18 protein-coding genes are annotated in these 23,507 nt (G+C 68.5%); 7 read left to right on the top strand and 11 right to left on the bottom strand.

Features of this window, described 5'->3' with window-relative positions:
- Positions 1-10 precede the first annotated feature (10 nt).
- Together AC3DET_RS12945 and AC3DET_RS12940 are read right to left on the bottom strand one after the other, a co-directional pair.
- Complete coding sequence (locus AC3DET_RS12945) at positions 11-622, bottom strand: nucleotidyltransferase family protein (protein WP_488391894.1); 612 nt, start codon at positions 620-622, stop codon at positions 11-13.
- Positions 619-1,581: an XdhC family protein gene (locus AC3DET_RS12940; protein ID WP_488391893.1), complete on the bottom strand. Its 963-nt coding sequence runs from the start codon at positions 1,579-1,581 to the stop codon at positions 619-621. Before AC3DET_RS12940 ends, AC3DET_RS12945 begins: the two co-directional genes overlap by 4 nt.
- A 171-nt stretch (positions 1,582-1,752) precedes the next feature.
- On the opposite strand from AC3DET_RS12940, the gene AC3DET_RS12935 reads away from it, so the two are divergent.
- The 3 genes from AC3DET_RS12935 (at position 1,753) to AC3DET_RS12925 (ending at position 5,065) form a co-directional block, all read left to right on the top strand.
- A complete protein-coding gene (locus tag AC3DET_RS12935; protein ID WP_488391892.1) occupies positions 1,753-2,208 on the top strand; it encodes a (2Fe-2S)-binding protein in 456 nt (151 codons plus the stop codon).
- A gap of 66 nt (positions 2,209-2,274) precedes the next feature.
- Positions 2,275-4,467: a xanthine dehydrogenase family protein molybdopterin-binding subunit gene (locus AC3DET_RS12930; protein WP_488391891.1), complete on the top strand. Its 2,193-nt coding sequence runs from the start codon at positions 2,275-2,277 to the stop codon at positions 4,465-4,467.
- A gap of 10 nt (positions 4,468-4,477) precedes the next feature.
- Positions 4,478-5,065, top strand: a complete 588-nt coding sequence (locus AC3DET_RS12925; protein WP_488391890.1) for a hypothetical protein — start codon at positions 4,478-4,480, stop codon at positions 5,063-5,065.
- 1 nt (position 5,066) lies between these two features.
- Here the strand turns inward: AC3DET_RS12925 and rarD are convergent, their stop codons facing one another.
- The 9 genes from rarD to AC3DET_RS12880 form a co-directional block, all read right to left on the bottom strand.
- On the bottom strand, positions 5,067-5,987 hold the full coding sequence (gene rarD, locus AC3DET_RS12920) for an EamA family transporter RarD (protein WP_488391889.1): 921 nt from the start codon (positions 5,985-5,987) through the stop codon (positions 5,067-5,069).
- On the bottom strand, positions 5,984-6,892 hold the full coding sequence (gene yedA, locus AC3DET_RS12915) for a drug/metabolite exporter YedA (RefSeq protein ID WP_337731735.1): 909 nt from the start codon (positions 6,890-6,892) through the stop codon (positions 5,984-5,986). Before yedA ends, rarD begins: the two co-directional genes overlap by 4 nt.
- A 157-nt stretch (positions 6,893-7,049) precedes the next feature.
- Positions 7,050-7,898, bottom strand: coding sequence for a methylated-DNA--[protein]-cysteine S-methyltransferase (locus tag AC3DET_RS12910; protein WP_488391888.1), 849 nt, complete (start codon positions 7,896-7,898; stop codon positions 7,050-7,052).
- Between the two features lie 199 nt (positions 7,899-8,097).
- The gene (locus tag AC3DET_RS12905) at positions 8,098-10,278 is read right to left on the bottom strand and encodes a carboxy terminal-processing peptidase (protein WP_446538378.1); all 2,181 of its coding nucleotides are present in this window, start codon (positions 10,276-10,278) and stop codon (positions 8,098-8,100) included.
- A gap of 209 nt (positions 10,279-10,487) precedes the next feature.
- Entirely contained in the window at positions 10,488-11,504 is a 1,017-nt protein-coding gene (gene lipA / locus AC3DET_RS12900) for a lipoyl synthase (protein ID WP_446538379.1), read from the bottom strand.
- A 483-nt stretch (positions 11,505-11,987) separates the two neighbouring features.
- On the bottom strand, positions 11,988-14,162 hold the full coding sequence (locus AC3DET_RS12895; protein WP_488391887.1) for a translocation/assembly module TamB domain-containing protein: 2,175 nt from the start codon (positions 14,160-14,162) through the stop codon (positions 11,988-11,990).
- 48 nt (positions 14,163-14,210) lie between these two features.
- Positions 14,211-15,728, bottom strand: a complete 1,518-nt coding sequence (locus AC3DET_RS12890) for a carotenoid oxygenase family protein (protein WP_488391886.1) — start codon at positions 15,726-15,728, stop codon at positions 14,211-14,213.
- An 11-nt stretch (positions 15,729-15,739) separates the two neighbouring features.
- Positions 15,740-16,168 (bottom strand): DUF2141 domain-containing protein, encoded by a 429-nt coding sequence (locus AC3DET_RS12885; RefSeq protein ID WP_488391885.1) that lies wholly within the window; start codon positions 16,166-16,168, stop codon positions 15,740-15,742.
- Positions 16,169-16,285: 117 nt separating this feature from the next.
- A complete protein-coding gene (locus AC3DET_RS12880; protein WP_446538383.1) occupies positions 16,286-17,362 on the bottom strand; it encodes a 3-deoxy-7-phosphoheptulonate synthase in 1,077 nt (358 codons plus the stop codon).
- A 320-nt stretch (positions 17,363-17,682) separates the two neighbouring features.
- Here AC3DET_RS12880 and AC3DET_RS12875 point away from each other — a divergent pair, with 320 nt between their 5' ends.
- From AC3DET_RS12875 to AC3DET_RS12860, 4 genes are all read left to right on the top strand, one after another.
- Positions 17,683-18,993 (top strand): aminotransferase class V-fold PLP-dependent enzyme, encoded by a 1,311-nt coding sequence (locus tag AC3DET_RS12875; RefSeq protein ID WP_488391884.1) that lies wholly within the window; start codon positions 17,683-17,685, stop codon positions 18,991-18,993.
- A 122-nt stretch (positions 18,994-19,115) separates the two neighbouring features.
- A complete protein-coding gene (locus AC3DET_RS12870) occupies positions 19,116-19,640 on the top strand; it encodes an ECF-type sigma factor (RefSeq protein ID WP_093301688.1) in 525 nt (174 codons plus the stop codon).
- A 70-nt stretch (positions 19,641-19,710) separates the two neighbouring features.
- Positions 19,711-22,344, top strand: a complete 2,634-nt coding sequence (locus AC3DET_RS12865) for a tetratricopeptide repeat protein (protein ID WP_488391883.1) — start codon at positions 19,711-19,713, stop codon at positions 22,342-22,344.
- Between the two features lie 90 nt (positions 22,345-22,434).
- Complete coding sequence (locus AC3DET_RS12860) at positions 22,435-23,418, top strand: alpha/beta fold hydrolase (protein WP_337731746.1); 984 nt, start codon at positions 22,435-22,437, stop codon at positions 23,416-23,418.
- Positions 23,419-23,507: the final 89 nt, after the last annotated feature.

The raw sequence follows: 23,507 nt of genomic DNA, 5'->3' as shown, positions 1-23,507 counted from the left end.
TGTTCCTTCATCACGCATCCACCGGGTCCAGCCACCCCTTCGCCACGGCGACCGCCACATCATCGGGCGTGTCGATGTCGTGCTCCAGGCCGGGAGCGTCGCAGGCCGCGACCCCCGCATCCGTGGCGCTGAGCACGTCGCGCAATCCGCGATCGCCATCCGGCAATGTCCGCGCCTGACGCAGCATGGCAGGCGATACGAGCGCCGGAATACCGAGCCGGTCGCCGAACCGCGTTGCCGCCGATCCTGCATCCGCGCGTTGCGCGGCCTCCCGCAATCCACGCAGATGCGTGGCCTCCAGCGCAGGCTGATCGCAGGCGAGCAGGAAGGTGGCGCCCGCATGTGTCGCCAGCGTTTCCGCCGCCACGCGCACGCTGCCCGCCATGCCGGATGACCAAGCGGGGTTGACCACGCATTCGACCGGCAGGTCCGCCAACGCGGCACGCATGTCGTCCGCCCGTGCACCGATGATGACGAGCACACGCGACGCACCGGACTCCAGTGCAAGCCGGGCCACGCGATGCACCAGTGCTTCTCCGTCACGCGTAAGCAGCTGCTTCGGCCGCCCGAGCCGACGGCTGCCGCCTGCGGCCAGCACGACCGCCGCGTGCAACGCGCTCATGCCGATTCGCCGTGATGCCAGGCCTGCAGCTGCGCGGCGATGCTCAATGCGATCGCCTCCGGTCCCTGGCCACCCAGTTTCAGGCCGATCGGCGAACGCAGTCGCTGCGACAGCACGCCATGCAGGTGCGCGGGAATCACCCGCAGCAGGTCTTCGCGCCGGCGCACCGGGCCGAGCAGACCAATGAACGGAATGGGGGCTTGCGCCAGCGCCACCAGCGCTTCGCGATCATGTTCGAAATGGTGATGCATCACCAGCGCTGCATGCGGCGCGGGCCGCAGCACGCGAAGCGCTTCGTCGGGCGCGCGCATCAGCCATGCATCCGCGATATCGGTATCGGGAATCCAGCGCGCGCGCCGCTCCACCACGGTGACGTGCCAACCGAGCTGGCGCAGCCAGCCCACCAGCGGTGACGTTTCGGGACCGGCGCCGAAGATCGCCACGCGCGGCGGCGGTGAAACGACCACATCGCCCGCGGTGTTCCCGATCGCCCCGGACGCTGCCAGTGGCAAGCGCCAGTCCAGGCAGATGTCGCCCACCCGCGCCTGCACCTCGCCCCCGGCGGATACGCGGAGCGAAAGCGGCCCCTCTCCCTGCCACCACGCCTGCACCGCACGCGACCAGCCCGGCATGCGGTCCAGCGGCAGCAGCGCCAGATGCAGGCGACCACGACAGCCGACGGCGGAGCCTGCCAGCAGGTCCTCGTCATCGCGCGTGTCGATCTCCATCGCATCGAGGTGCCCTTCGGCGACCGCATGGCGGGCACGCCGCGCGATCTCCGGTTCCAGGCAGCCTCCGCTCAGCCAGCCGGTCTGCGCATCGTCCGCCGCGAACACCGCCATCGCACCCTGGCGGACATAGGTGGAGCCTTCGGTGGCGGTCACGACCACCAAGGCGCTGCCATCGGCGGCCTCGCTGGCGCGCGCGGATACTTCCAGCGGGTGGCGGTGGACGGACATGCCGGCCACGATGGCGCAAGCACGGGGCCGAAGGCAACGCCTCCCGCGGCGATCCGCGCATCGGGCAATGATCCCGCAGGATCATGCAAGCATCGGCCCCCGCCTTCACTGGCACGGCACGTTTCCGCGGAGTATCGTCAGCCGGTCCCACGCCGCCGCCAGGGAGACACCATGAAGTTGAACGTCAACGGTTCCGAGCGCGACATCGATGCGCCGGATGACATGCCGCTGTTGTGGGTCCTGCGCGACCTGATGGGATTGACCGGCACCAAGTTCGGTTGCGGCATCGCACAGTGCGGCGCCTGCACGGTGCATGTCGATGGCTCGCCGCTCCGTGCCTGCATCACGCCCGCTTCCGCCGTCGCCGGCAAGAAGATCACCACCATCGAAGGCCTGTCGGCCGACGGCTCGCATCCGGTGCAGAAGGCGTGGGCGGAACTGGACGTGGTGCAGTGCGGTTACTGCCAGTCCGGCCAGATCATGTCGGCGGTGGCGTTGCTGGCAGTGGTGCCCGCGCCCACCGACAGCGACATCGACCAGGCGCTCTCCGGCAACCTGTGCCGCTGCGGCACGTACCAGCGCATCCGCGCCGCCGTGCATCGCGCGGCGGAACTGGGCAAGGCCTGATCCCCATGCATCCACGGCGCTCCTTGCGCCGTGGCCCCGATCCGATGTTCGACGGAGGTCGTGTCCGTGAACCTTGAACTGAAATCGTCGCGCCGCGACTTCCTGCGCTCCACCGCCCTCGTCGGCGGCGGACTGGTCGTCGGCATCGCCGTTCCCGGCGCCCACCGCTTCGCCTGGGCGCAGGAGGGCCAGCCCGCTGCCGCCGCTGCGTTCGTGCCCAATGCGTTCCTGCGCATCGCCGCGGACGATTCGATCACCGTGCTGCTCGCGCATGCCGAAATGGGCCAGGGCATCTGGACCACCCTGCCGATGCTGATCGCGGAGGAACTGGACGCGGACTGGTCGAAGGTCCGTGTCGAACACGGTCCGGCCGACAAGGCCTACACCAGCCCCGTGTTCGGCATGCAGGGCACGGGCGGATCGACCACCACGTGGTCGGAGTTCGACCGTTACCGCCAGGCCGGCGCCGTCGCCCGGGCGATGCTGCTGCAGGCGGCCGCGACCCGCCTCAACGTGCCGGTGGCGCAATTGCGTACCGAGAACGGCGCCGTGGTCTCCGGCAACCAGCGCCTGCGCTATGGCGAACTCGCCGATGCCGCCGGCAAGCTCACCGCGCCCGATCCTGCGTCGCTGAAACTGCGCGACCCGAAGGACTGGCGCCTGATCGGCAAGGCGACCAAGCGGCTGGATACGCCGGAGAAGATCACCGGGCGTGCGGTGTTCGGCATGGACGTGCAGTTCGACGGCCTGCTGACCGCCGTGGTGCTGCGTTCGCCGGTGTTCGGCGGCAAGGTCAAGACCTTCGATGCCACCGCCGCGCGCGCCGTGCCCGGCGTGCGCGACGTGGTGCAGGTGCCCAGCGGCGTGGCCGTGGTGGCGAACCACTTCTGGGCGGCGAAACTGGGCCGCGACGCATTGCAGGTGGTGTGGGAAGCCGGCGACGGCGCCAAGCTCGACAGCGCGACGCTGCGTCAGGAGTTCTCCCAACTGGCGACCACCGACGGCCCGACCGCCGTGCGCGCCGGTGATGTCATTGCCGAACTCGGCAAGGCCGCGAAGACGGTCGATGCCGAATACGCCGTGCCGTACCTCGCACACGCGGCGATGGAACCCTTGAACTGCACCGTCAAGATCGGCGACGGCGAGTGCGACATCTGGTGCGGCACGCAGTTCCCCACCCTGGACCAGAACAGCACCGCGAAGATCCTCGGCATCCCCCCCGAGAAAGTCCGCATCCACACGCCTTTCCTGGGCGGCGGCTTCGGGCGTCGCGCCACGCCCGACTCGGACGTGGTGTCCGAAGCCGTGCACGTGGCCAAGGCCGCGAAAGCGCCGGTCAAGACGGTATGGACGCGCGAGGACGACACGCGCGGCGGTTACTACCGGTCCGCGTTCGTCGAAAAGATCAAGGTGGGCCTGGGCGAAGACGGCACGCCTGTCGCATGGCACCAGGTGATGGTGGGCCAATCCATCATGGCCGGCACCTTCATGGAAGCGATGATGGTCAAGGACGGCATCGATGCCACCTCGACCGAAGGCGTCGCCAACTCGCCCTACGTGCTCGGCACGCCCGCGCACAGGGTGGACCTGCATTCGCCGAAGACCGGCATCCCCGTGCTGTGGTGGCGCTCGGTAGGCCACAGCGTCAACGGCTTCGTGATGGAGAGTTTCGTCGACGAACTGGCGCATGCGGCCGGCAAGGATCCGGTGGAGTACCGGCGTGCCCTGCTGAAGGACCATCCGCGCCATCTGGCCGCACTGAACCTGGCCGCGGAAAAGGCCGGCTGGGCGACGCCCGCCACCCAAGGACGCGGACGCGGCATCGCCGTGCACGAATCGTTCGGCAGCTACGTCGCGCAGGTCGCCGAGGTGTCGGTGGAGGATGGCCGGATCCGCGTGCACCGCGTGGTCTGCGCAATCGACTGCGGCGTGGCGGTCAATCCCGCCGCCGTCGCGGCGCAGATGGAATCCGGCATCGTCTTCGGGCTCGGCGCCACGCTGCATTCCGCGCTGACACTCAAGGAGGGCCAGGTGCAGGAATCCAACTACCACGACTATCGCGTGCTGCGCATGCACGAGATGCCGAAGATCGAGGTCCACATCGTGCCGAGCACCGACAGGATGGGCGGCGTGGGCGAGCCCGGTACGCCGCCGATCGCACCCGCCGTGGCCAACGCCGTGTTCGCCCTGACCGGACAGCGTTTGCGCGAACTTCCCCTGCAACTGCCCGTTGCTGCCACCCCCGCACCGGCCGCCTGAGGAGACCGCCATGCGCATCGCGCTGATGTCGTTGACCGTTCTCCTGCTCACCGCCTGCGACCCCCGCATCAGCGAGGAGCAGAAGGCGCAGGCGCTGACCGCCTTCGCCACCATCGAGAAGGTGTTCCAGCACCCCCGCTGCAGCAACTGCCATATTCCGGGCGACCAGCCGTTGCAGTTCGACGCGCAGACACCGCACGCGATGAACGTGGTGCGCGGTCCGGAAGGCAAGGGCGCGCCCGGGCAACCGTGCTCGACCTGCCACAACGAAGCCAATCCGCCAGCCAGCTACGGGCCGCATGCACCGCCGGGGGCGCCGCACTGGTCGCTGCCGCCGCCGGACCACAAGATGGCCTGGATCGGCCTGCCCGCCGATCAGCTGTGCGCGATGATCCAGGACAAGAAGCGCAATGGCGGCCGCGACTTCGCTGCGCTCACCAAGCACGTGGCGGAAGACAAGCTGGTGCTCTGGGGTTGGAATCCCGGTGGCGAACGCGCACCCGTGCCGGTGCCGCACGACCAGTTCGTCGCCGCATTCAAGACCTGGGCCGATGCAGGCGGGCCTTGCCCCGCCCCCGCCGCGAAGACGTCGGGCTGAACTACTTGCCCGGGGTCGCCGTCGCGAGCACATCGCGACGGCGTGCGCGCCACAGTCCATCGCTGGCGAAGATCAGCAGGCCCGTCCAGATGGCTGCAAAGCCGATCGCACGCTCCACGCCGAAGGCTTCCTCGAACACCAGCACGCCGATCAGGAACTGGATGCTGGGCGCGATGTACTGCAGCAGGCCCACCACCGACAACGGAATGCGCCGCACGCCGTAGGCGAACCCGATCAGCGGCACCGCCGTCACCACGCCGCCGAACACCAGCAGCAGATCGTTCTTCCAGCCATAGCCGCTGACGAAGCCGCCACCGTAGCCGAACTCGCCCCAGGCCACGTAGGCCAGCGCGGGCAGGAACAGGTAGAGGCTCTCGACGCCCAGCCCGGCGACCGGGTCCACCGCCACCAGCTTGCGCACCAGCCCATACAGACCGAACGAGAACGCCAGACCCAGCGCGATCCAGGGCGGTGAACCGGACTGCAGCGTGAGCCACGCCACGCCGACAAGCGCAAAACCCACCGCGATCCATTGCGCGGGCGACAGGCGCTCACGCAATACCAGCACGCCCAGCACCACGTTGATCAGCGGATTGATGAAGTACCCCAGGCTGGTCTCGACCACATGGCCTGCGTTCACCGCCCAGATGTACAGGCCCCAGTTGAACGCGATCAGCAGGCTGCTGACGCCCAGCCACGGCACGGCGCGCGGTTGCGCACGCACCTGCTTCCACCAGTTGCGTCCGTTCTTGAGCAACAGCCAGCCGATCACCAGCACCGCGCTCCACACGATGCGGTGCGCGATGATCTGGAACGATGGCACCGCCTTGAGCAGATGCCAGTACAGCGGCACCACGCCCCAGATCAGGAACGTGCCGGCGGTGATCGCCAGCCCTCTGCGGTCGATGGCTGCCGCACTCATTTCGCTTGCCGCGCGCGCGCCAGGGTGATGACCACCACGCCCGCCAGGATCACCACCATGGCGCCGATATCGTGCGAAGTGAACGTCTCGCCGGCAATGAAGGCACCCAGCGCCACCGCGATCACCGGATTGACGTAGGCATAGCTGCCCACCAGCACGGGGCGCGCATGGTGAAGCAGCCAGACGTAGGCCGTGAACGCGATGATGGAACCGAACACCGCCAGGTAGGCAACGGCCAGCGCGCCCGTCACTGTCCACTCCGCCGTGTTGAAACGCTCACCATGCAGCAGCCCGGCGAGCACCAGCATCACGCCCGCCGCCAGCATCTGCGCAGCGGCGGTCATGAAAGGCGACGGCAGGTCGCGGCCGCGCGACCACACCGAGCCATAGGCCCATGCGATCGGCGCGATCAGCAACAGCACCAGGCCGACCGGCGACCCTGTCAGCGAACTGCCCGCATTGAGCCACACCACGCCGGCGAACCCGATGATGATCCCCAGCCATTCCCCGCGCGTCGGATGTTGCCCGCGCATCGCACCGAACAGGCCCATCCACAACGGCATCGAGGCCACCGCGACGGCGGCCAGGCCGGACGACACCGTCTGTTCGGCCAGCACCACCATGCCGTTGCCCATCAGCAGCAGCAACGCGCCCATCACCAGCAGGTTCTTCCACTGCGCGCGCGTCGGCGCCGTGACGCCGCGCCAGCGAAGGAACAGGAACAGCACCAGGCCGGCAACGACGAAGCGGCTGCCCGACACCATCAGCAACGGCGGGAAACCACCTTCCAGCGCGAAGCGGATGCCCAGGTAGGTCGAACCCCAGACCACGTAGACGATGGCCAGGGCGGCAGCGACGGCCAACCCGCCACGTGCAGGCGCGGCGGTGGAAACGGAAGAGGTCATGGGAACCGTGGGGGAGTTCGGCGTCATGCAATTCTAGGCCACTCGCGGGCACACGGCGTGGCGCCGATGTCCTCGACTGCTTGAAACGTTTCCGACCCGGCTTGAATCCCGCTCAAGCCTGTATCTCCGTTGTCGCAGGAACAGAATCCGTCGCCGTTCAACCGCGCTCCCGCGCGAGCAACTCCTGCTTGCGGGGCAGCCCCCAGCGATAGCCACCCAGCGAGCCATCGCCCCGGATCACCCGATGGCAAGGCACCACCACCGCGATGCGGTTGTGTGCGCAGGCGCTGGCAACCGCGCGCGCCGCGCGGGGTGCCCCCAGCGTGCGGGCCAGTCCGGCATAGCTGACCGTCTCGCCTGCGGGAATCTTCATCAGCGCCTCCCACACGCGCTGCTGGAACCCCGTGCCCAGCAGGTCCACCGGCACCGCCGTATCGCGCCCCGCCAGGCGTTCGGCAACGGCGCGCAGGCGGGGAGCGAGGAATTCGTCGCGACCGGCTTCGACGCCTTCCAGCTGCGCCTGCGGAAACTCTGCGCGCAGCCGTTGCTCCAGTGCCGCGTCGTCGTCACCCAGTTCCACCGCGCAGATGCCGCGCTCGGTGGCCGCCACCAGCGCACGACCGAGGACGGTATCGACAATGGCCCAGCGGATCGTCATGCCGCGGCCGCCAGCGCGATACGTGGCCGGGGTCATGCCCAGCTTCGCCGCGCCCTGTTCGTACAGCCGCGAGGGCGAGCCATAGCCGGCGTCATACAACGCGGTGGTGACGTCACTGCCTTCCCGCAACGCATGCTTCAGCGTCCCCAGCTTTTTCCTCGCCAGGTATTCGGCCGGACTCAGTCCGAAGCGCGCACGGAAGCGCCGCTGCAGATGCGAAGCACTGAGACCGGTATGCGCCGCCAGTTCGGCCAGCGAGGGATCGCCTTGGTCGAGAAGGCGACGCGCCGCCTCCAGGGGATCGGCGAGGCCGGCGCGGGCGGGTTCGGGAAGCGATCGGCGTGACATGGTGTCCATGCGCCCAGACTACGGCGCACGCTAGGGGGGCGCTATCCGGATCTTGTGCCTGGCGTGCCTTCAGCCCCGAAGATCTTCCACGGGAAGGGCTGGCCAGTGGGCCGGCTGAAAACCAGCCCCAAACACACCTCCAGGACCGCGCGACACCGATCGAAGGGCATCGGGGGCCAAAGCCCCTCCTACAGAGCGATCATTCGGCCCAGCGACCCGGACCCGGCGAATCCGGCAACACCTGCGCGGAGAGCTTGCGGTCCTGGCCGAGGATGCCGATGGCGTCGGAGAGGATCGCGGCGGATTCGCGCAGCAACGGGTCCGGACGCTTGTCGGCCAGCTTCTCGCGCTGCGCATCCTTCACGATGTCGCGCTCGGAAGCGCCCAGCCCGTCATCGGCGAGGTCTTCGGCCAACGGATCCAATGCCAGGCCCAATGCCTTGCGTTCGGCCTGCCGCTGCTTGCGCTGCACTTCCTGGCGGTCACGCTCTGCGCGGCGCTCGGCCTCGTTGAGCGAAACATATTTCTTCGCCGCTTCGGCACGGAACTGGGCCACGTCTTCCGACCACCACTGGAACTCCTTGTCCTTGGCCGACCGCGCCGCGTGCAAAGCCTCCAGACGGGGCAGCAGCGGCGCGAAGTTGCCGTACTGCGTGTGCGGCACGGCGGCGATGCGGGTCCACGGCAATGCGTTGTCGTAGGTGCTCTCGCCGTACTCGCTGGCGTCCACGCTCACCGGGAACGCGATGTCCGGCACCACGCCCTTGTGCTGGGTGCTGCCACCGGCCACGCGGAAGAACTGGGCGATGGTCAGCTTCACCGAGCCGAAGCGCGGCGCTTCGTTGGCAGGCCAGCGGTCCAGGTCCACCATGTTCTGCACGGTGCCCTTGCCGAAGCTGGTTTCGCCGATCACCAGGCCACGCCCGTAATCCTGGATGGCGCCCGCGAAGATTTCCGACGCCGAGGCCGAACCACGGTTGATCAGCACCGCCAGCGGACCTTCCCAGGCCACTCCGGTCTTGCGGTCGCTGTTGACCGTCACGCGGCCGCCCGACTCGCGCACCTGCACGACCGGGCCCTTGTCGATGAACAGGCCGGTGAGTTCCACCGCCTCGTCCAGCGAGCCGCCGCCGTTGTTGCGCAGATCCATGATCACGCCATCCACGCCCTGTGCCTTGAACTGCACCAGCAGCTTGGCGATGTCGCGGGTAGCGGAATTGAAATCGTTGGGGTTGCGGCGACGGCCTTCGAAGTCCTGGTAGAACGCCGGCAGCTTGATCACGCCGATGCGTCGCTCGGCCTCGCCCCCGCTGGCCGGCAGGGTGATGGTTTCCGCCTTCGCCGCCTGCTCTTCCAGCTTGACCTTCTGGCGCGTGATGGTGACCTGCGCATGCTTGCCGTCGATGCCGGCCTCGACCGGGATGTACTCGATGCGGACCTGGGTGTCCTTCTTGCCACGGATCTGCGCCACGACATCGTCGATGCGCCAGCCGATCACGTCGGTCAGCGGCCCCGACTTGCCCTGCCCGACGGCGACGATGCGGTCGCCCACCTTGAGCTTGCCACTCAGGTCGGCCGGACCACCCGGTACGATCTCGCGGACGGCGACTAGATCGTCCTGCCGCTGCAGCACGGCGCCGATGCCTTCCAGCGAGAGCGACATTGACTGGTTGAAGTTCTCCGCCGTGCGCGGCGTGAAGTAATCCGTGTGCGGATCGATCGCGCTGGTGTAGGCGTTGAGGAAGGTCTGGAAGACATCCTCGGTCTTCAGCTCGTTGATGCTCCGCTGCAGGTTGGCGTAGCGCTTGTCCAGCGTCTTGCGGATGTCGTCGGGCTTCTTGCCGGCCAGCTTCAGCCGCAGCCAGTCGTTCATCACCGATTTCTTCCAGATCGCATCCAGGGCCTTGCCATCGGCGGCCCACGGCGCATCCTCGCGGTCGTAGTCCCAGCGTTCGTCGCCGTTGAAGTCGAAGTCCTGCTTCAGCAGCGCACGTGCAAATGCCACGCGCTGGCCGACCCGCTGCTTGTAGACGGTGAAGATCTCGTAGGCCGGCGCAAGATCGCCGCTGCGGATCGCATCATCCATCTTGGTCCTGTAGGGCGCGAAGCGCTCCACGTCGGCAGCGGTGAAGAACTGCTTGCCGCCATCCAGCGCTTCGAAATAGCGCTTGAAGACATCCTGCGACAGGGTGTCGTCCAGCGGGCGCGGACGGTACGCGTAGCGGCTGTCGGACAGCAGGCCGTAGACCAGCTTGGACGTATTGGACTGGTCGGTGGTGGGTGCCACCGCGACCGCGTCCCCGTCGCCGCGCGCAAGTAGCGCCAGCGGGGTCGAGAGGGCCAGGGCCAACAGCAGGAGGGGGGCTTTCTTCAGTGTCATTGCGTACTCATGGCCCGGAGGCCCGTCAGGCTGGAACGGATTGCGGATTCGACACGCCGACAGTGCACAAAGTTGCGCGCATTGTCATCTGCCTTTGGGCAGCCTAAAGGCCGGAGCGTAGGAAAAGGTGAACCGTGGCCGTGCCATGGCCGGGAGGCGGACATGGCGACGCCGACGGGGTGGTCCGGCGTCACGGTCCGGAACGGGATTCAGCCCGCGTGTTGCGCAGCGTGGGCCGCCTGCGCCGCCTGCTGGTCGGCGTGGTAGGACGAACGCACCAGCGGGCCGGACGCCACGTGGCTGAAGCCCAGTGCGTTGCCGTAGAGCTCCAGTTCCTTGAACTCTTCCGGGGTCCAGTAACGCAGCACCGGGTGGTGGTGGGCCGTGGGCTGCAGGTACTGGCCGATGGTCACCATGTCCACGTCGTGCGCGCGCAGGTCGCGCAGCGTGGCCTGCACCTGCTCCATGGTTTCACCCAGGCCCAGCATGATGCCGGACTTGGTGGGCAGGTGCGGGTGCTGCTGCTTGAATCGCTGCAGCAACGTCAGCGACCACTGGTAGTCGGCACCGGGGCGGACATTCGGGTACAGGTCCGGCACGGTTTCGATGTTGTGGTTGAACACGTCCGGCGGATTGACCGCCAGGATCTCCAGCGCGCGGTCCATGCGGCCCTTGCCGCGGAAGTCCGGGGTCAGGATCTCGATGCGGGTGGCGGGCGAGTGTTCGCGGATGGCGGCGATGCAGTCGACGAAATGCTGGGCACCGCCGTCGCGCAGGTCGTCGCGATCCACACTGGTCACCACCACGTACTTCAGTCCCATGTCGGCGACGGTGTGGGCAAGGCTCAGCGGTTCGGACGCGTCCGGCGGCTTCGGGCGGCCGTGGGCGACGTCGCAGAACGAGCAGCGCCGCGTGCAGACCTCGCCCAGGATCATGAAGGTGGCCGTGCCGTGGCCGAAGCACTCATGGATGTTCGGGCAGCTGGCTTCTTCGCAGACGGTGACCAGGCGGTTCTCGCGCAGCTTGGCCTTCAGCTTGGCCACCGACCCGTCGGAGGGAATGCGTACCCGGATCCAGGACGGCTTGCGCAGTACCGGCGCGTCCGCGAACTGCACCGGCGAACGCCCGATCTTGTCGCCCCCCAGCTGTTTGGCGCCCGTCTCCAGGGGAGCGGGCGAAGAACTGACGACCTGGAGCGGAATCACGCGTGCGGGGGTATCGGCCATGGGCCAATTCTAGCCGCTTTCGCCTGGGGCCCTGCGGTCGACAAAGGTCTTGCACCACGCCGCGCGCTGGAATGCTGCGGGGCAAAGCCCCTGAGTCAGGGCGGGGGACGACGGCAGTACGGTCATGGGCCGGGATTCGCGCAGGGGATCCCGGGCTTCCACTCCTGCTGCTGCAGGCATAAAAAAGCCCGCAATGGCTAGGCCACTGCGGGCTTGCTCCCTCCCCCACGTCGGGATGCGGGGCCATCGTGAAGGGTCCGTTACGCGTCTTGCACGCTGCACTGCAAAACAGAACCGGACGGTTCAGCGCGCGGCTGCGTCGAGTCACAAATATGAACGTGCGCCAAACCCGCGCCCCTGCTGCGTGTTACCGATATCAGACCAATTCGGGGGCAGCGGGCCGGAATCCCGGTTACGTTCTTCACTGCATTTACCTGAACAGGTGACGCCGTTTCCAGACGCGCGACGACTGCGCAAACCTGGCTATTCCAGGTAGTGGGGACGACCGTCGTACCAGGCCCCGGCACGGACGAGGTGGAACTTGCGCTGGGTACCCTGCAATTCCACGCCGACGCTCAACGCCCGCCATTTGGCGTAGAGATCGCCCTGCCGCCGGGCACCCTGCAGCCGCATCCGTGCCCGCATTTCGTAACGGTCGTTGCGCGCCTGCAGGCGATCCAGGACCAGCACGTCGTCCTGCCATTGCACGCGACCATCGACACGCGCCTGGCCTGCATCGATCAGTCGGTAGACCCAGGCCGGGTACTCCTTCTTGCGGGAGAACAGGGCCAGCAGGAAGCCCACGTCCTTCATCGTCACGTCGGCAAGTCCGCCCGCGCTGAGCGGACGATCGATGTCCAGCCGCGCGCGCCCCAGCGTCGCGCGGGCCCACCAGCCCGCGCGGGTCCCGCCATCGGGTTCGCGGAAGCTGACATTGCGCACCTGCAGCGTGCTGCCGTCGGCCACGAACAGATGGCGCTTCAGGTCGGCCCGGCGCAGGCGCAGCGCCAGATCGACATCGCCCCGAAGCTGGATGCCGGCAAGGAACATGCGCGTGCCCCGCCCGGCGATACGCAGCGAACCATGCCCGACCTCACCGGCGGCATCCAGCGACAGGTCGCCACTGAGGTAGCCGGCACCGCCGTCGAACCGCATGTGACGCCGCGGCAGGAACGGGTTGTAGACGCGCAGATCAGGCACCGTGGCATCGTCGAACACCACACGCGCCTTCAGCGTCTCGCGCATGCGCGTGCCATCGTCCGCATTCACCGACAGGCGCAGGTTGCGCCCGCGCACGTACGGCTTATCGGGCGCTTTCACCGCCGCGACGTCGAACGTCTCCATCACCGCCTTGAGCCGCGGCAGCAGTTCGCCGCCAGCGCCGGCATCAAGCCGGATGTCCGCGCGGGCGCGCCCACGGATGCGGTTGCCCATCACGTCGACGACCGCGTCCACGCCCGGCACCTCGATGCGACTGCCGGGCGCGAGCCTGCCGTCCACCACCTGCACGTCGGCGCTGATCGCACCGGCGCCATCGAGCTTCAGCCATGGCGCCTGCGGGAAAAGCCCGGACAACCACCGCAGCGAATCGAAATGCCAGGTCCCGGCCACATGTCCGGATGCGCGCGGCAGGACACCGGCGAAGTCGCGCAAAGGCACGCGTCGGCCACGCAGGCGCATATCCGCCTCCACCGCCAGCCTGCCATCGGCCTGCGGCGGCACGGTCGCCTTGATCGCGATGTCCTGGTCCACGGCCACATCGATGCCCAGGATGTCGTGGCGCACGGCGCCCGTGATGTCGTTGCCGGCGACGGCCATCGTCCATTGCGCGCGGCCGCCCGGCGCGAGCAGGCCACGCTCGAAGGCCAGGGCGATGTCCGCCCTGCCCTCGCCCGGCACCAGCTTGACCGCGACCTCTCCGCGCGGACTGACGGCCACGTTCAATCCTGAGGTGCGGCCGCCAAGCCGCAGGTCCAGCCGCGTCTTGAGCAGCTTGTCGAGCCCGGCGGCCTGCTCGCGCCGATGGCGATCAAGGGCGAACCCTGCATGCAGGGTCGCCTCGCGCAGCACCTCGGCGCCCTCGCGCGTCACCCGTGCGCCGGTCATGTCGAATGTCGACGGCATCAGTTCCATTGGTCCTCCGCGCAACTGCTTGTAGAACCCGACCTGCGCGCGGCCTTCGCCTTCGAGCACCCATGCATCGAATGCGGCACGGCGGACCGAATCGCTGGCGATGCGGTCGAACTGGAGCTCCCAACCGCCCGCGCGCGGCGGTGGCGGCGCCAACTCGCTTGCCACACGCCGGACCCCGCCATGGACCTGGTCCGCGCGCACCTCGGGCACATGCAACCGTCGCGAAAGCAGCGGCCACAACGCGATGCGGCCCTCCACGCGTGTGGCGTGTGCGTCCCAGGCGATGCGCCGCGCCTGACCCTGGAGGGTGACATCGGTCAGGCTGACCCGCCCCGGCCACCAGGTACTGCCGGACGCCCATTGCATCCGGAAACGCTCCGGTTTGCGGTTCAGGGTGGCTTCGCCCAGTGCCGTGTTGAGGAACACGTTGCCTGCGAGCAGATAGAGCGCATAGAGGGCGACGAGGGCCAGCAGCCCTCGCCGCAGCCAGCGCAGGGGGGTGCCGCGACGGGATGTCCTTTCCATCCGCACAGGATGCCGCATCCACGTCCCGGCAAGAACAGCCGCATGGGATCAAGCGGCGGCGAAGTGGCCATGGAAGCCCAGCGGCACGGTGTACGGCAGCCACGCCTGGGCAACAGGACCCGCTTCCACGCGGCCCGCGTCGAGCACCGCGATGCCGCTGCGGCCACGCGCGGCGTCCAGCAGCGTGCCGACCAGCCAGCCGTCGTCGGGGCGTGTGCTGCCGGGACGTGGCACGAACAGGTGCTCTTCCACCAGCACATCGCGACCGTAGTCATGTACCTGGCGCCGGTCACGCGCCACATCGAAAGCGCCGACGCCATTGAAGTACGGTGCAACCGAAGCGCTCGCGTGCAGGGGCGCATACAGCCGCGCGGGACCGGCAGACCGCGTGCGCGCATCGAACACGGGGAACTCGATGCCCGCGATGCCCGTCTCTTCCCAGCGGGCATCGCCGCGGCGCAGATCGAGCACGAGTTCACGCAATGGCCCGTTTCCGCCATGCACATCGCCGTCGCCGTTCATTGCCGCCTTCAGGGGCGAGCGTGCCTCTTCCACATCCAGATGCTGCACGGCGCGCAGCACGATGCGGCCATCGCGCTCGTACGCATCGCCGAAATGATAGATCGCGGCGAAATCGGCTTCGAACCAGCGCGCCTGCGCGGGTGCATGCTTGTCCACGACGGCGATGCGCAGCGGCTGGTCCTGCCGGAAGCGCAGGCGCTCGAAGAACGCACCGGCACCGTCCAGGTAGCGGAACGGGATCAGGACGAACACCAGGTGGCGATCGGTCATCGCGAAACTGTGCAGATAGCCGGGCACGGGTGTCTCCAGCACGTCGGCCGACGCCAGCGTACCGTCGCGGCCGATGTGCCACACCACCAGGCCATTGCCGCCCATCATCGAGATGGAGCCGAAATTCCACACCGAACCGTCGCGATCCACCAGCGGATGTGCCGAGAACGGGATCGCCGCCAGGTCGTGACGCCAGGTCACCGGCCCGAGCGTGGCCAGCTGGTCGGGATCGAGCTCGAACGCCGAGCCCGCCTCGCACAGCGCGAACAGGCGGCCGTTGATCATCGTCACCGAGGTGTTGGCCGCGTTCGCATCGTCGTTGTTGCGGATCGGCTGCATGTCCGGAACGGACGTGCCGGCGACGGGGTACAGGAAACGCCCTGCCTCCTGCTCGCGGGTGAACTTGGGCGTGGCCACCATGCGGGCACGGTGGGTCAGCGTGCCGTCGCCGTTGAAGCGCCATCCGTGGACCATGCCGTCGCCGTCGAACCAGTGCTCGTAGCGGAACCCCGCACGCTCGGTCCATGCAGGGCCGTTGCGGTACAGCGTGCCACCAAAGCCCGCCGGCAGCCGTCCTTCGATCCGCACGTTTTCCGGGCCCAGGGTTTCGGACTGCACCGACTTCCAGCCGGCCAGCCACGGGCGTTCGCGCAGGCCGGCGGCGAAGCGGGCGGGATCGCCGGCCAAGGCGTCCTGGCCGCGCAGCAAGGCGGGGGCGACGGCCAGCGCGGTGGCGCCGGACAGGAGGTTGTGCAGGAAGCGGCGGCGGTCCATGGCATCGCTCCTCAGTGCAGCGCGATGTCGATGGCGGCATCCTGCGCGCCGATGTCGAAGCGGGCTTCGTCCCACGTCGGCTTGCGCATCACGCGCGGATTGTTGCTGAAGCCGTAGCCTTCGGTCGGCATGCCGATCATGTTGCTGTCGAGCTTGCCGTTGCCGTTCTCGTCGTGGGTGACCATGACGGCGTATGTGCCGGGCTCCAGGTCCTTGAAGACGAAGGTGGAGGTGTCGCCGCGCGGCGGCGCGCCATCGCCCTGCACCGGGGGCGCCTGGCCGTCCCAGCCGGCCTGGCTGTCGACGACCGCCAGCTTGATGAATCCTGTCTGCGCGCGTACGCCGCGCAGGGTGACGGTGAGGTCGGCGGCCTGCGCCGGTGCGATGGTGGCGATCAGCAGCGCGACGAGGCAGAGCGGACGACAGACGGAACGGTGCATGGCGGACTCCGGTGCATGGCAGGAACGTGCTGCCAGTGTCGCCACCGCCCTGCGACCGGTCAGTTGCCAGCCGTCATCTCTTCGACCTGCCGGAAGTCACTTCCGGGGAGCCCGCACTCAGGCTGCTGCGGATACCTCGCGCTGTGCACGTCGCCGGCGCACGGCGATGGCGAGGCTTTCCAGTACCTGCACGGATGCCTCCCATCCCAGGCATCCATCGGTGATGCTCTGCCCGTACGTCAGCGGCTGGCCATCGACCAGGTCCTGGCGCCCACCCGCCAGGTGGCTCTCCACCATCACGCCGACGATGCGCTGCTCGCCCGCCTGCAGCTGCGCGGCGATGTCATCGACGACCGCAGGCTGGTTGTCCGGGTTCTTGCCGCTGTTGGCGTGACTGGCGTCGACCATCAGGCGTGCCGGCAGGCCCGCCTTCGCCAGCACCTGGCTCGCCGCCTCGATGCTGGCCGCGTCGAAGTTCGGCGTCTTCCCGCCGCGCAGGATCACGTGGCAGTCGGGATTGCCCGCCGTGGCCGCGATCGCCGAACGCCCCTCCTTGGTCACGGCCAGGAAATGATGCGGATGCGAGGCCGCACCCACCGCATCGACCGCGATCTTCACGTTGCCGTCGGTGCCGTTCTTGAACCCGACAGGGCACGACAGCCCGCTGGCCATCTCGCGATGCACCTGGCTTTCGGTGGTGCGCGCCCCGATCGCGCCCCATGCCACCAGGTCGCTGATGTACTGCGGCGAAATGGTGTCCAGGTATTCGCACCCCGCCGGCAACCCCAGCGCATTGATGTCGCGCAACAGCCGGCGCGCCAGGCGCAGGCCGCGGTTGATGTCGAAGCTGCCGTCCAGCGCCGGGTCGTTGATCAGCCCCTTCCAGCCGACGGTGGTGCGCGGCTTTTCGAAATAGACGCGCATGACGATCTCCAGTTCGCCGGCCAACGCGTCGCGCAACGGCTTCAGCCGGCTCGCGTACTCCATCGCCGAGGCAGGATCGTGGATCGAGCAGGGACCGATCACCACGATGAGGCGATCATCGCGGCCATGCAGGATGTCGTGCAGCGCGCCGCGTGCATCGGACACGGTCTGCGACACCACGTCGTCGCAAGGCAGTTCGCCGATCACGGCGGCGGGCGTCACCAGCTCATCGAGTTTGCGGATGCGCAGGTCGTCGGTATGGGGGGCCATCGGGTTTCTCCGGGTCAACAAAAAAGCCGCCAGGGTGGCTGGCGGCTTCAAGGGGATTCTTCTGGTGTCTTGCCTAGAATGAATGCAACCTCGCCTCCGCCGCTGGCATCGGAAAGCCGTAATACCAAAACCAGAAGCGGGCGCGGGTAGTGTTCATTCGCGGCTAGAGATAACACGCCATGCCGGCGATGGCGAATGTTTCATCTGCAACGTGGAGCGTGTTCCCCCAGACCCGCCGCCCAGCGGCGGTGGCCGCCCGGCCACGGGCGCCGCGTTTGCCAGCATGTCCGCTTCGAGGACGACACCCGCGCAGGTGTTCCATGGAACTGACTCGCCGACAGTTGCTCGCGGCGCCCGCCGCGCTCGCCGCCACGTTGGTGCCCGGGCGCCTGCTGGCGGCAGTGACGGCGCAGACCCCCGCCCTGCCCGACCTCTCCACCTGGGAATCGGTACGCGCGCAGTTCGCGCTGGACCCGGCGTACCGCCACTTCGCCTCGTTCTTCATCGCCAGTCATCCGGCACCTGTGCGTGAAGCGCTGGAAGGCTACCGGCGCGCGATGGACGCCAACCCGTTCCTGTTCGTGGAGCGCGCGATGTTCGAGGACGACGCGCACAATCTTCCGCTGCACGTCTGCGCGCAGGTGGCCGAGTACCTGGGTGGTCGAGGCCAGGATGTCTGCACGACGCGAAGCACCACCGAAGGCCTGGCCCTGGTCTATCACGGCCTGCCGCTGAAAGCCGGCGACGAGGTGCTGACCACGGTGCACGACCATTACTCGCACCATGAATCGATCCGGCTTGCGACGGCGCGCTGCGGCGCGTCGATGCGCAAGGTGGCCCTGTTCCGGACATCGCGCGACGCCAGCGTGGACGAGATCGTCGGCAACCTGAAAGCGGCCATCCGCCCGCAGACGAAGGTGGTGGGCGTGACGTGGGTGCATTCCAGCACCGGCATCCGTCTGCCGATCCGCGAGATCAGCGCGATGCTGCGCGGCCTGCCGCAGGCCCCATGGCTGGTGGTCGATGGCGTGCATGGACTGGGCGCCGCGGACGAGACCATCGCCGAGATGGGCGCCGACTACTTCTGCGCCGGCACGCACAAGTGGATGTTCGGGCCACGCGGCACCGGCATCGTGTGGGCGAACGCCGCGAACTGGGCACGCCTGCAGCCGTTGGTACCCAACTTCACCGAACTCGAGAGCTATGTCGCCTGGACCAAAGACCGGGCACCGGCCGGCCCGTGCAATGCCGCGCGGATGACGCCCGGCGGGTTCCACGCCTTCGAGCACCAGTGGGCGCTGGCGGCCGCATTCCGCATGCATGGGCAGATGGGGCGCCAGCGCGTGGCGGCGCGCATCCGCGCACTGAACGATCAACTGAAGCAGGGCCTGGCCGATCTACCAAAGGTGAACGTGCACACGCCTCGCTCCGCAGCGTTGTCGGTGGGGCTGGTCGCGTTCGAAATCGAGGGTGTGCGGCCCAACGACATCGTGAAGCAGTTGCTCGCGCGACGCATCATCGCCAGCACCAGCCCTTACGCCGTGAGCTACGCGCGACTGGCGCCGAGTCTGGTCAACACGCCCGCGGAGGTCGACGAGGCGGTGCGCGCGGTGCGTGCGATCGCGGGCTGAACGCGCCCGACGATCGGTATCCGCCGGGCGGTGGCCCGTGCGCCGGGATTTGCGCGTTGGTTCCTGGTGCCGGTCGTTGCAAGGCGACGACCCGTTGTCCCTTCCGCCATATCCGGATCGTCATGCCCCCGAACGACGCTTCCCCCCGCCCGCTGGACGACATGTTCGGCGAGGTCTACCAAGAGTTGCGCCGACTGGCGCACAAGCAACGATTTCCCCGCGATGGCGCCACGCTGGACACCACGGCGCTGGTGCACGAGCTGTACCTGCAGATGAGCCACCAGCAGCCCCAATTCACCCATACGCGGCAGTTCTATGCGTATGCGGCGCGCGCCATGCGGCACATGCTGGTCGACCGCGCGCGTGAACGCGCACGCATCAAGCACGGTGGCGACCTGCGTCGCACCGACTATCGCGACACGCTGGCCGGCCAGGTGACGATCGATCCGCAACACGCATTGGAACTGGACCAGGCGCTGCGCCGCCTCGCGCTGGACGATGCGCGTGCCGCCGAAGTCGTCGAACTGCACTACTTCGCCGGCCTGCCGCTGGAGCGCATCGCCGAGCTCTGCGAACTGAGCGTGCGCACCGTCTACCGCGACTGGCAGTACGCCCGGGCGTTCCTCGGCGCCCAGCTGGCCGCGTAAGCGCGCCGGCGTGTCAGGGTCCGGCCCCGAAAGTCGCTTGGTGGCAGACCCTTTCCCGCAGACACACGCCATGCCTTCCCTGCGCCAATCGTTCGATGCGGTCGTGGACCTGCCCCCGCAGGCACGGCGCGACTGGATGGACCGGCACTGCCCCGACCCGACCGACCGCCGCCACCTGGAAGCGCTGCTCGCCGCCCACGCACGCACCGAACCCGTCCTGCTCGACACACCCGTCGCCGCTCTGATCGAGGCGTTGAAGGCGGAAGACATCCGCCCACCGCAGGCGTGGATCGGCGAGCGCATCGGTGACTTCCGGCTGATCAGTCCACTGGGCCAGGGCGGCATGGCCACCGTGTTCCTCGCCGAACGCGAGGATGTCGATTTCCAGCAACGCGTCGCGGTCAAACTGCTGCGGCGCGGACCGTATTCCGAACTGCAGCAGCAGCTGTTCCGCCGCGAACGGCAGACGCTGGCGGCGCTCACGCACCCGGCCATCGCGCGCCTGATCGACGGCGGCGTCACCGACGAAGGCGTGCCCTATCTCGTCATGGACCACGTGGACGGGCTACCGATCACCCGCCACGCGGAACTCCGCAACCTGGACCGGACTGCACGACTGCAGCTGCTGTGCGACGTCTGCCGCGCGGTGGACGCTGCGCACCGGCAACTGGTCGTCCATTGCGACCTCAAGCCCTCCAACATCCTGGTCACGACCGACGGCTCGCCGCGGCTGCTGGATTTCGGTGTCGCGCGCCTGATCGACGCCACCGGCGACGGCGAAGGCGCAACCGCCATCGGGCTGACGCCGGGGTACGCAGCACCCGAGCAGTACACCGGCGCTGCCGTGACCACCGCCACGGACGTGTACGCGCTGGGCGTGCTGATGCGGGAGTTGCTGAGCGGCGAGCGCCCCGATGAAAGTGCGCGCCAGGATGCGTTGCCGAAGGGCGATCTGGGCGCGATCCTGTCGAAGGCTACCGCGGCCGAGCCCGCCCGTCGCTACGCATCGGCAGGCGACCTGGCCGAGGATCTCGAACACCACCTGCGCCACGAGCCTGTCCGCGCGCGGACGCCGTCGCCGCTCCATCGCATGAGCCTGTTCGCCCGCCGCCATCGCGGTGGCGTCGCCGTCGCGGCCATGCTGATGGTCGCCGTGCTCGCCAGTCTGTCGGCTGCACTCTGGCAGGCGCACACCGCGCGCATGGCCGCGGCCGAAGCGCAGGAGCAAGCTTGGCGTGCGCGCAATGAAGCACAGCGTGCGAATGCCGTGCGCGACCTGCTCGTGCAGTTGTTCGAGAATGAAGCCCCCCGAGGTCCGCGCGCGTCGCTGCCGGATACCGCCACCCTGCTGCAGCGTGGGGCCGAACGCGCACGCACCGATCTGGTGGCCTCGCCAGCGTTGCAGGTCGAGATGCTGGTGGTGATCGCACGGATCTACGACGAGATGTCCCGCTACGACGACGCACGTCCGCTGCTGGCACGCGCCGTCGCCATCGCGCGCGCACTGCCCGCGCGCGACCACGCCGCGCTCGGGATGGCGCTCAGCCAGCAGGGACAACTCGCGTCCAGCGAGAAGGACTATCCCGCGGCGCTCGCGTTGTTGAACGAAGCGCTCGCGGTCCAGCGCAGCGTCGATCCGCAGGGGCTCGCCGCCTCCCTCACCTACCACCGCCGCGCGATCGTGCGCAGCGAGATGGACGAGCACCAGGCCGCCATCGCCGACCACTTGGCCGCCATCACGATCCAGCAGGCACGCCTGCCGCCACGCGATCCCCGCCTGGTCCGCAGCTACGGCGCGCTGGGTACCGCGTACACGCGCGCGCACCGGGCCGACCAGGCCGTGCGCTGGCAACGGCATGCCCTGGCGTTGACGCGCGCGGCATACGGCAATGAACATCCGGAGACGTCGCGACGGCTCAGCAACTACGGCATCGCGCTGATGGCGGTTGGACAGATGGCGGAAGCCGAGGCGCCGCTCCGTGAAGCCGTCGGCATCGCGCGCCGCATCTATCGCGAACCGAACGCGGACGTCGCGCCGCGTGTGCACAATCTCGGCGGCGTGTACCTTGCGCTGGGTCGCCTCGACGAGGCCGAACCGCTGCTGCGCGAAGCCATGGCCATCGAGCATGCGATCGGCCGCGAGCGCGCGCCGGGCATCGGGTTCTCGCTGGCGAAGCTGTCCCGCATCCAGGAACTGCGCGGCGACTTGACCGGTGCGCGCACATTGGCCGATGAGGCGCGGGCCCAGTTGGACAGAGTGCTGCCACCCACGCACGAACAGCGTCTCGACGCCGAACTGCGCGTCCTCCGCCTGCAGTTGGTGGCTGGCCTCGATCATGACCTGCGGGAACACGCGATCGACCTGCAGCGGCGCGTCGACGCACAACACGAGCCGTATCTGTCGGCGAACGCCCTGTACGTGCGCGCCCTTGCGCATGCGCGGCAGGGGGAGGACGCGGCGGCGATCGCCATGATCGATCAAGCGTTGCGGATCGGCGACCGTCCGCGCTCGTTCCCGCACGACCTGCTCGCGTGGTACGCCACGCTGGCGCAGCTGCATGCGCGCAATGGGCGTCCCGAGGCAGCCGCACGCACGCGCCGGGAGGGCCTGGCGTTTGCGGACCTTATGGACATTCCTGCCAACCATCCTGCCCGCATTGCGTTGGCGACCGCCTCCTTCGTCACGATGGCCAACGCGCCCTGAATCGTTTCGCCCCGCATCGTCGGGACGTGTCAGTGAGCACGGCAGGAAAGCGCTTGTCTCTGTGAACCCTCACGCAGAGACCGGACTTCCATGCTGCTTTCACGCCACGCCACGCACGCCGCCGAACCGCTGACCGACGTTCCCTCCCCGTCCGCCGCCGCTCCACGCGGCGGCGATACCGAACCCAGGCCTCCGACCCCCTTCAACCCGTGGACGCGTGCGGTGCAATGTCTCATCGGCCTGCTCGCACCGCGCCACGCCGCACGCAGGGGGTTGCTGCAGCTCGATGACGAGACCGGCTTCGCCGGCTGTCCGCGATACGTAGAAGGCTGCCCGGAACGCCGTGAAACACTGGCGTTGCGCGGCCGGTGCCTGCAGGTAGTGTCCTGGGGCGATCCGCACCGGCAGCCGTATGTGCTGCTACCGCCGCTTGACGCGACGGGCCGTGAGGCGATGGCCGGCTGGGTGCGCGCGCTGACGGCGCACGGGTACGCCGTCGTCGCCTTCGCCCGCGAGGGCCGTACGGTGGCCACGCAAACGTCCACCTTGCTGGAGACCGCGGGCGACATGCTCGAGGTCGGCCGCCGCTGCGGCGAAGCGGCCGCGGTCATCGGCCATTCGCTGGGCGCCATGTCGGTGGTGCTCGCGCTGCACCAGGGCCTGCGCGCGAAGCGGGCGATCCTGGTCTCCGCGCAGGCCGATCCTCGCGCGGCGTTGCAGCGCTTCGTGGATCGTTCCGGCATGGGACCGCGCGTGGGCGCGCGCATCCTGGCGCTGCTCGAATCCCGCATTGGCCAAGGATTGGATGCGCTGCAGGCGCACCGCATCGCACCGGCCATCGGCATCCCGGTGCTGGTCGTGCACGATCTGCTCGACGACGAAGTGCCCTGGGATGAAGGCGAGCGTTTCGCCCGGCACCTCACTGCTGCGCGCCTGCTGACCACGCTCGACCTCGGCCACCACGGCGTCCTCAACGACCCGACGGTGCTGCGCGACTGCGTGCGTTTCCTGGAAGGCGAAGCGATCGGCGACAAGGTCGTGTCATCGCCCAATCTTCCTTACGGCTTCAGCTGACATGGTGCCGGCGCGCCGCCACGACGTGGCGCCTGCCTGCATCATGCGATTCCGCCACGCGCGCAGGAGTTCCGGCCACGATGCCGGCG

This window comes from Pseudoxanthomonas sp. 97-1-1 (genome assembly GCF_057773125.1).
The sequence above is the reverse complement of the archived record's forward strand: the minus strand, read 5'-3'. Positions and strand labels throughout refer to the sequence as shown.

Bases quoted from the DNA above. Each gene is read 5' to 3' on its own strand.
- AC3DET_RS12860 (WP_337731746.1), top strand. From the start codon at position 22,435: ATGCTGCTTTCACGCCACGCCACGCACGCCGCCGAACCGCTGACCGAC.
- AC3DET_RS12870 (WP_093301688.1), top strand. From the start codon at position 19,116: ATGCCCCCGAACGACGCTTCCCCCCGCCCGCTGGACGACATGTTCGGC.
- AC3DET_RS12945 (WP_488391894.1), bottom strand. From the start codon at position 622: ATGAGCGCGTTGCACGCGGCGGTCGTGCTGGCCGCAGGCGGCAGCCGT.
- AC3DET_RS12880 (WP_446538383.1), bottom strand. From the start codon at position 17,362: ATGGCCCCCCATACCGACGACCTGCGCATCCGCAAACTCGATGAGCTG.
- AC3DET_RS12935 (WP_488391892.1), top strand. From the start codon at position 1,753: ATGAAGTTGAACGTCAACGGTTCCGAGCGCGACATCGATGCGCCGGAT.
- AC3DET_RS12910 (WP_488391888.1), bottom strand. From the start codon at position 7,898: ATGTCACGCCGATCGCTTCCCGAACCCGCCCGCGCCGGCCTCGCCGAT.
- lipA (WP_446538379.1), bottom strand. From the start codon at position 11,504: ATGGCCGATACCCCCGCACGCGTGATTCCGCTCCAGGTCGTCAGTTCT.
- AC3DET_RS12875 (WP_488391884.1), top strand. From the start codon at position 17,683: ATGGAACTGACTCGCCGACAGTTGCTCGCGGCGCCCGCCGCGCTCGCC.
- AC3DET_RS12925 (WP_488391890.1), top strand. From the start codon at position 4,478: ATGCGCATCGCGCTGATGTCGTTGACCGTTCTCCTGCTCACCGCCTGC.
- yedA (WP_337731735.1), bottom strand. From the start codon at position 6,892: ATGACCTCTTCCGTTTCCACCGCCGCGCCTGCACGTGGCGGGTTGGCC.
- AC3DET_RS12895 (WP_488391887.1), bottom strand. From the start codon at position 14,162: ATGGAAAGGACATCCCGTCGCGGCACCCCCCTGCGCTGGCTGCGGCGA.
- AC3DET_RS12890 (WP_488391886.1), bottom strand. From the start codon at position 15,728: ATGGACCGCCGCCGCTTCCTGCACAACCTCCTGTCCGGCGCCACCGCG.
- rarD (WP_488391889.1), bottom strand. From the start codon at position 5,987: ATGAGTGCGGCAGCCATCGACCGCAGAGGGCTGGCGATCACCGCCGGC.
- AC3DET_RS12885 (WP_488391885.1), bottom strand. From the start codon at position 16,168: ATGCACCGTTCCGTCTGTCGTCCGCTCTGCCTCGTCGCGCTGCTGATC.
- AC3DET_RS12940 (WP_488391893.1), bottom strand. From the start codon at position 1,581: ATGTCCGTCCACCGCCACCCGCTGGAAGTATCCGCGCGCGCCAGCGAG.
- AC3DET_RS12865 (WP_488391883.1), top strand. From the start codon at position 19,711: ATGCCTTCCCTGCGCCAATCGTTCGATGCGGTCGTGGACCTGCCCCCG.
- AC3DET_RS12905 (WP_446538378.1), bottom strand. From the start codon at position 10,278: ATGACACTGAAGAAAGCCCCCCTCCTGCTGTTGGCCCTGGCCCTCTCG.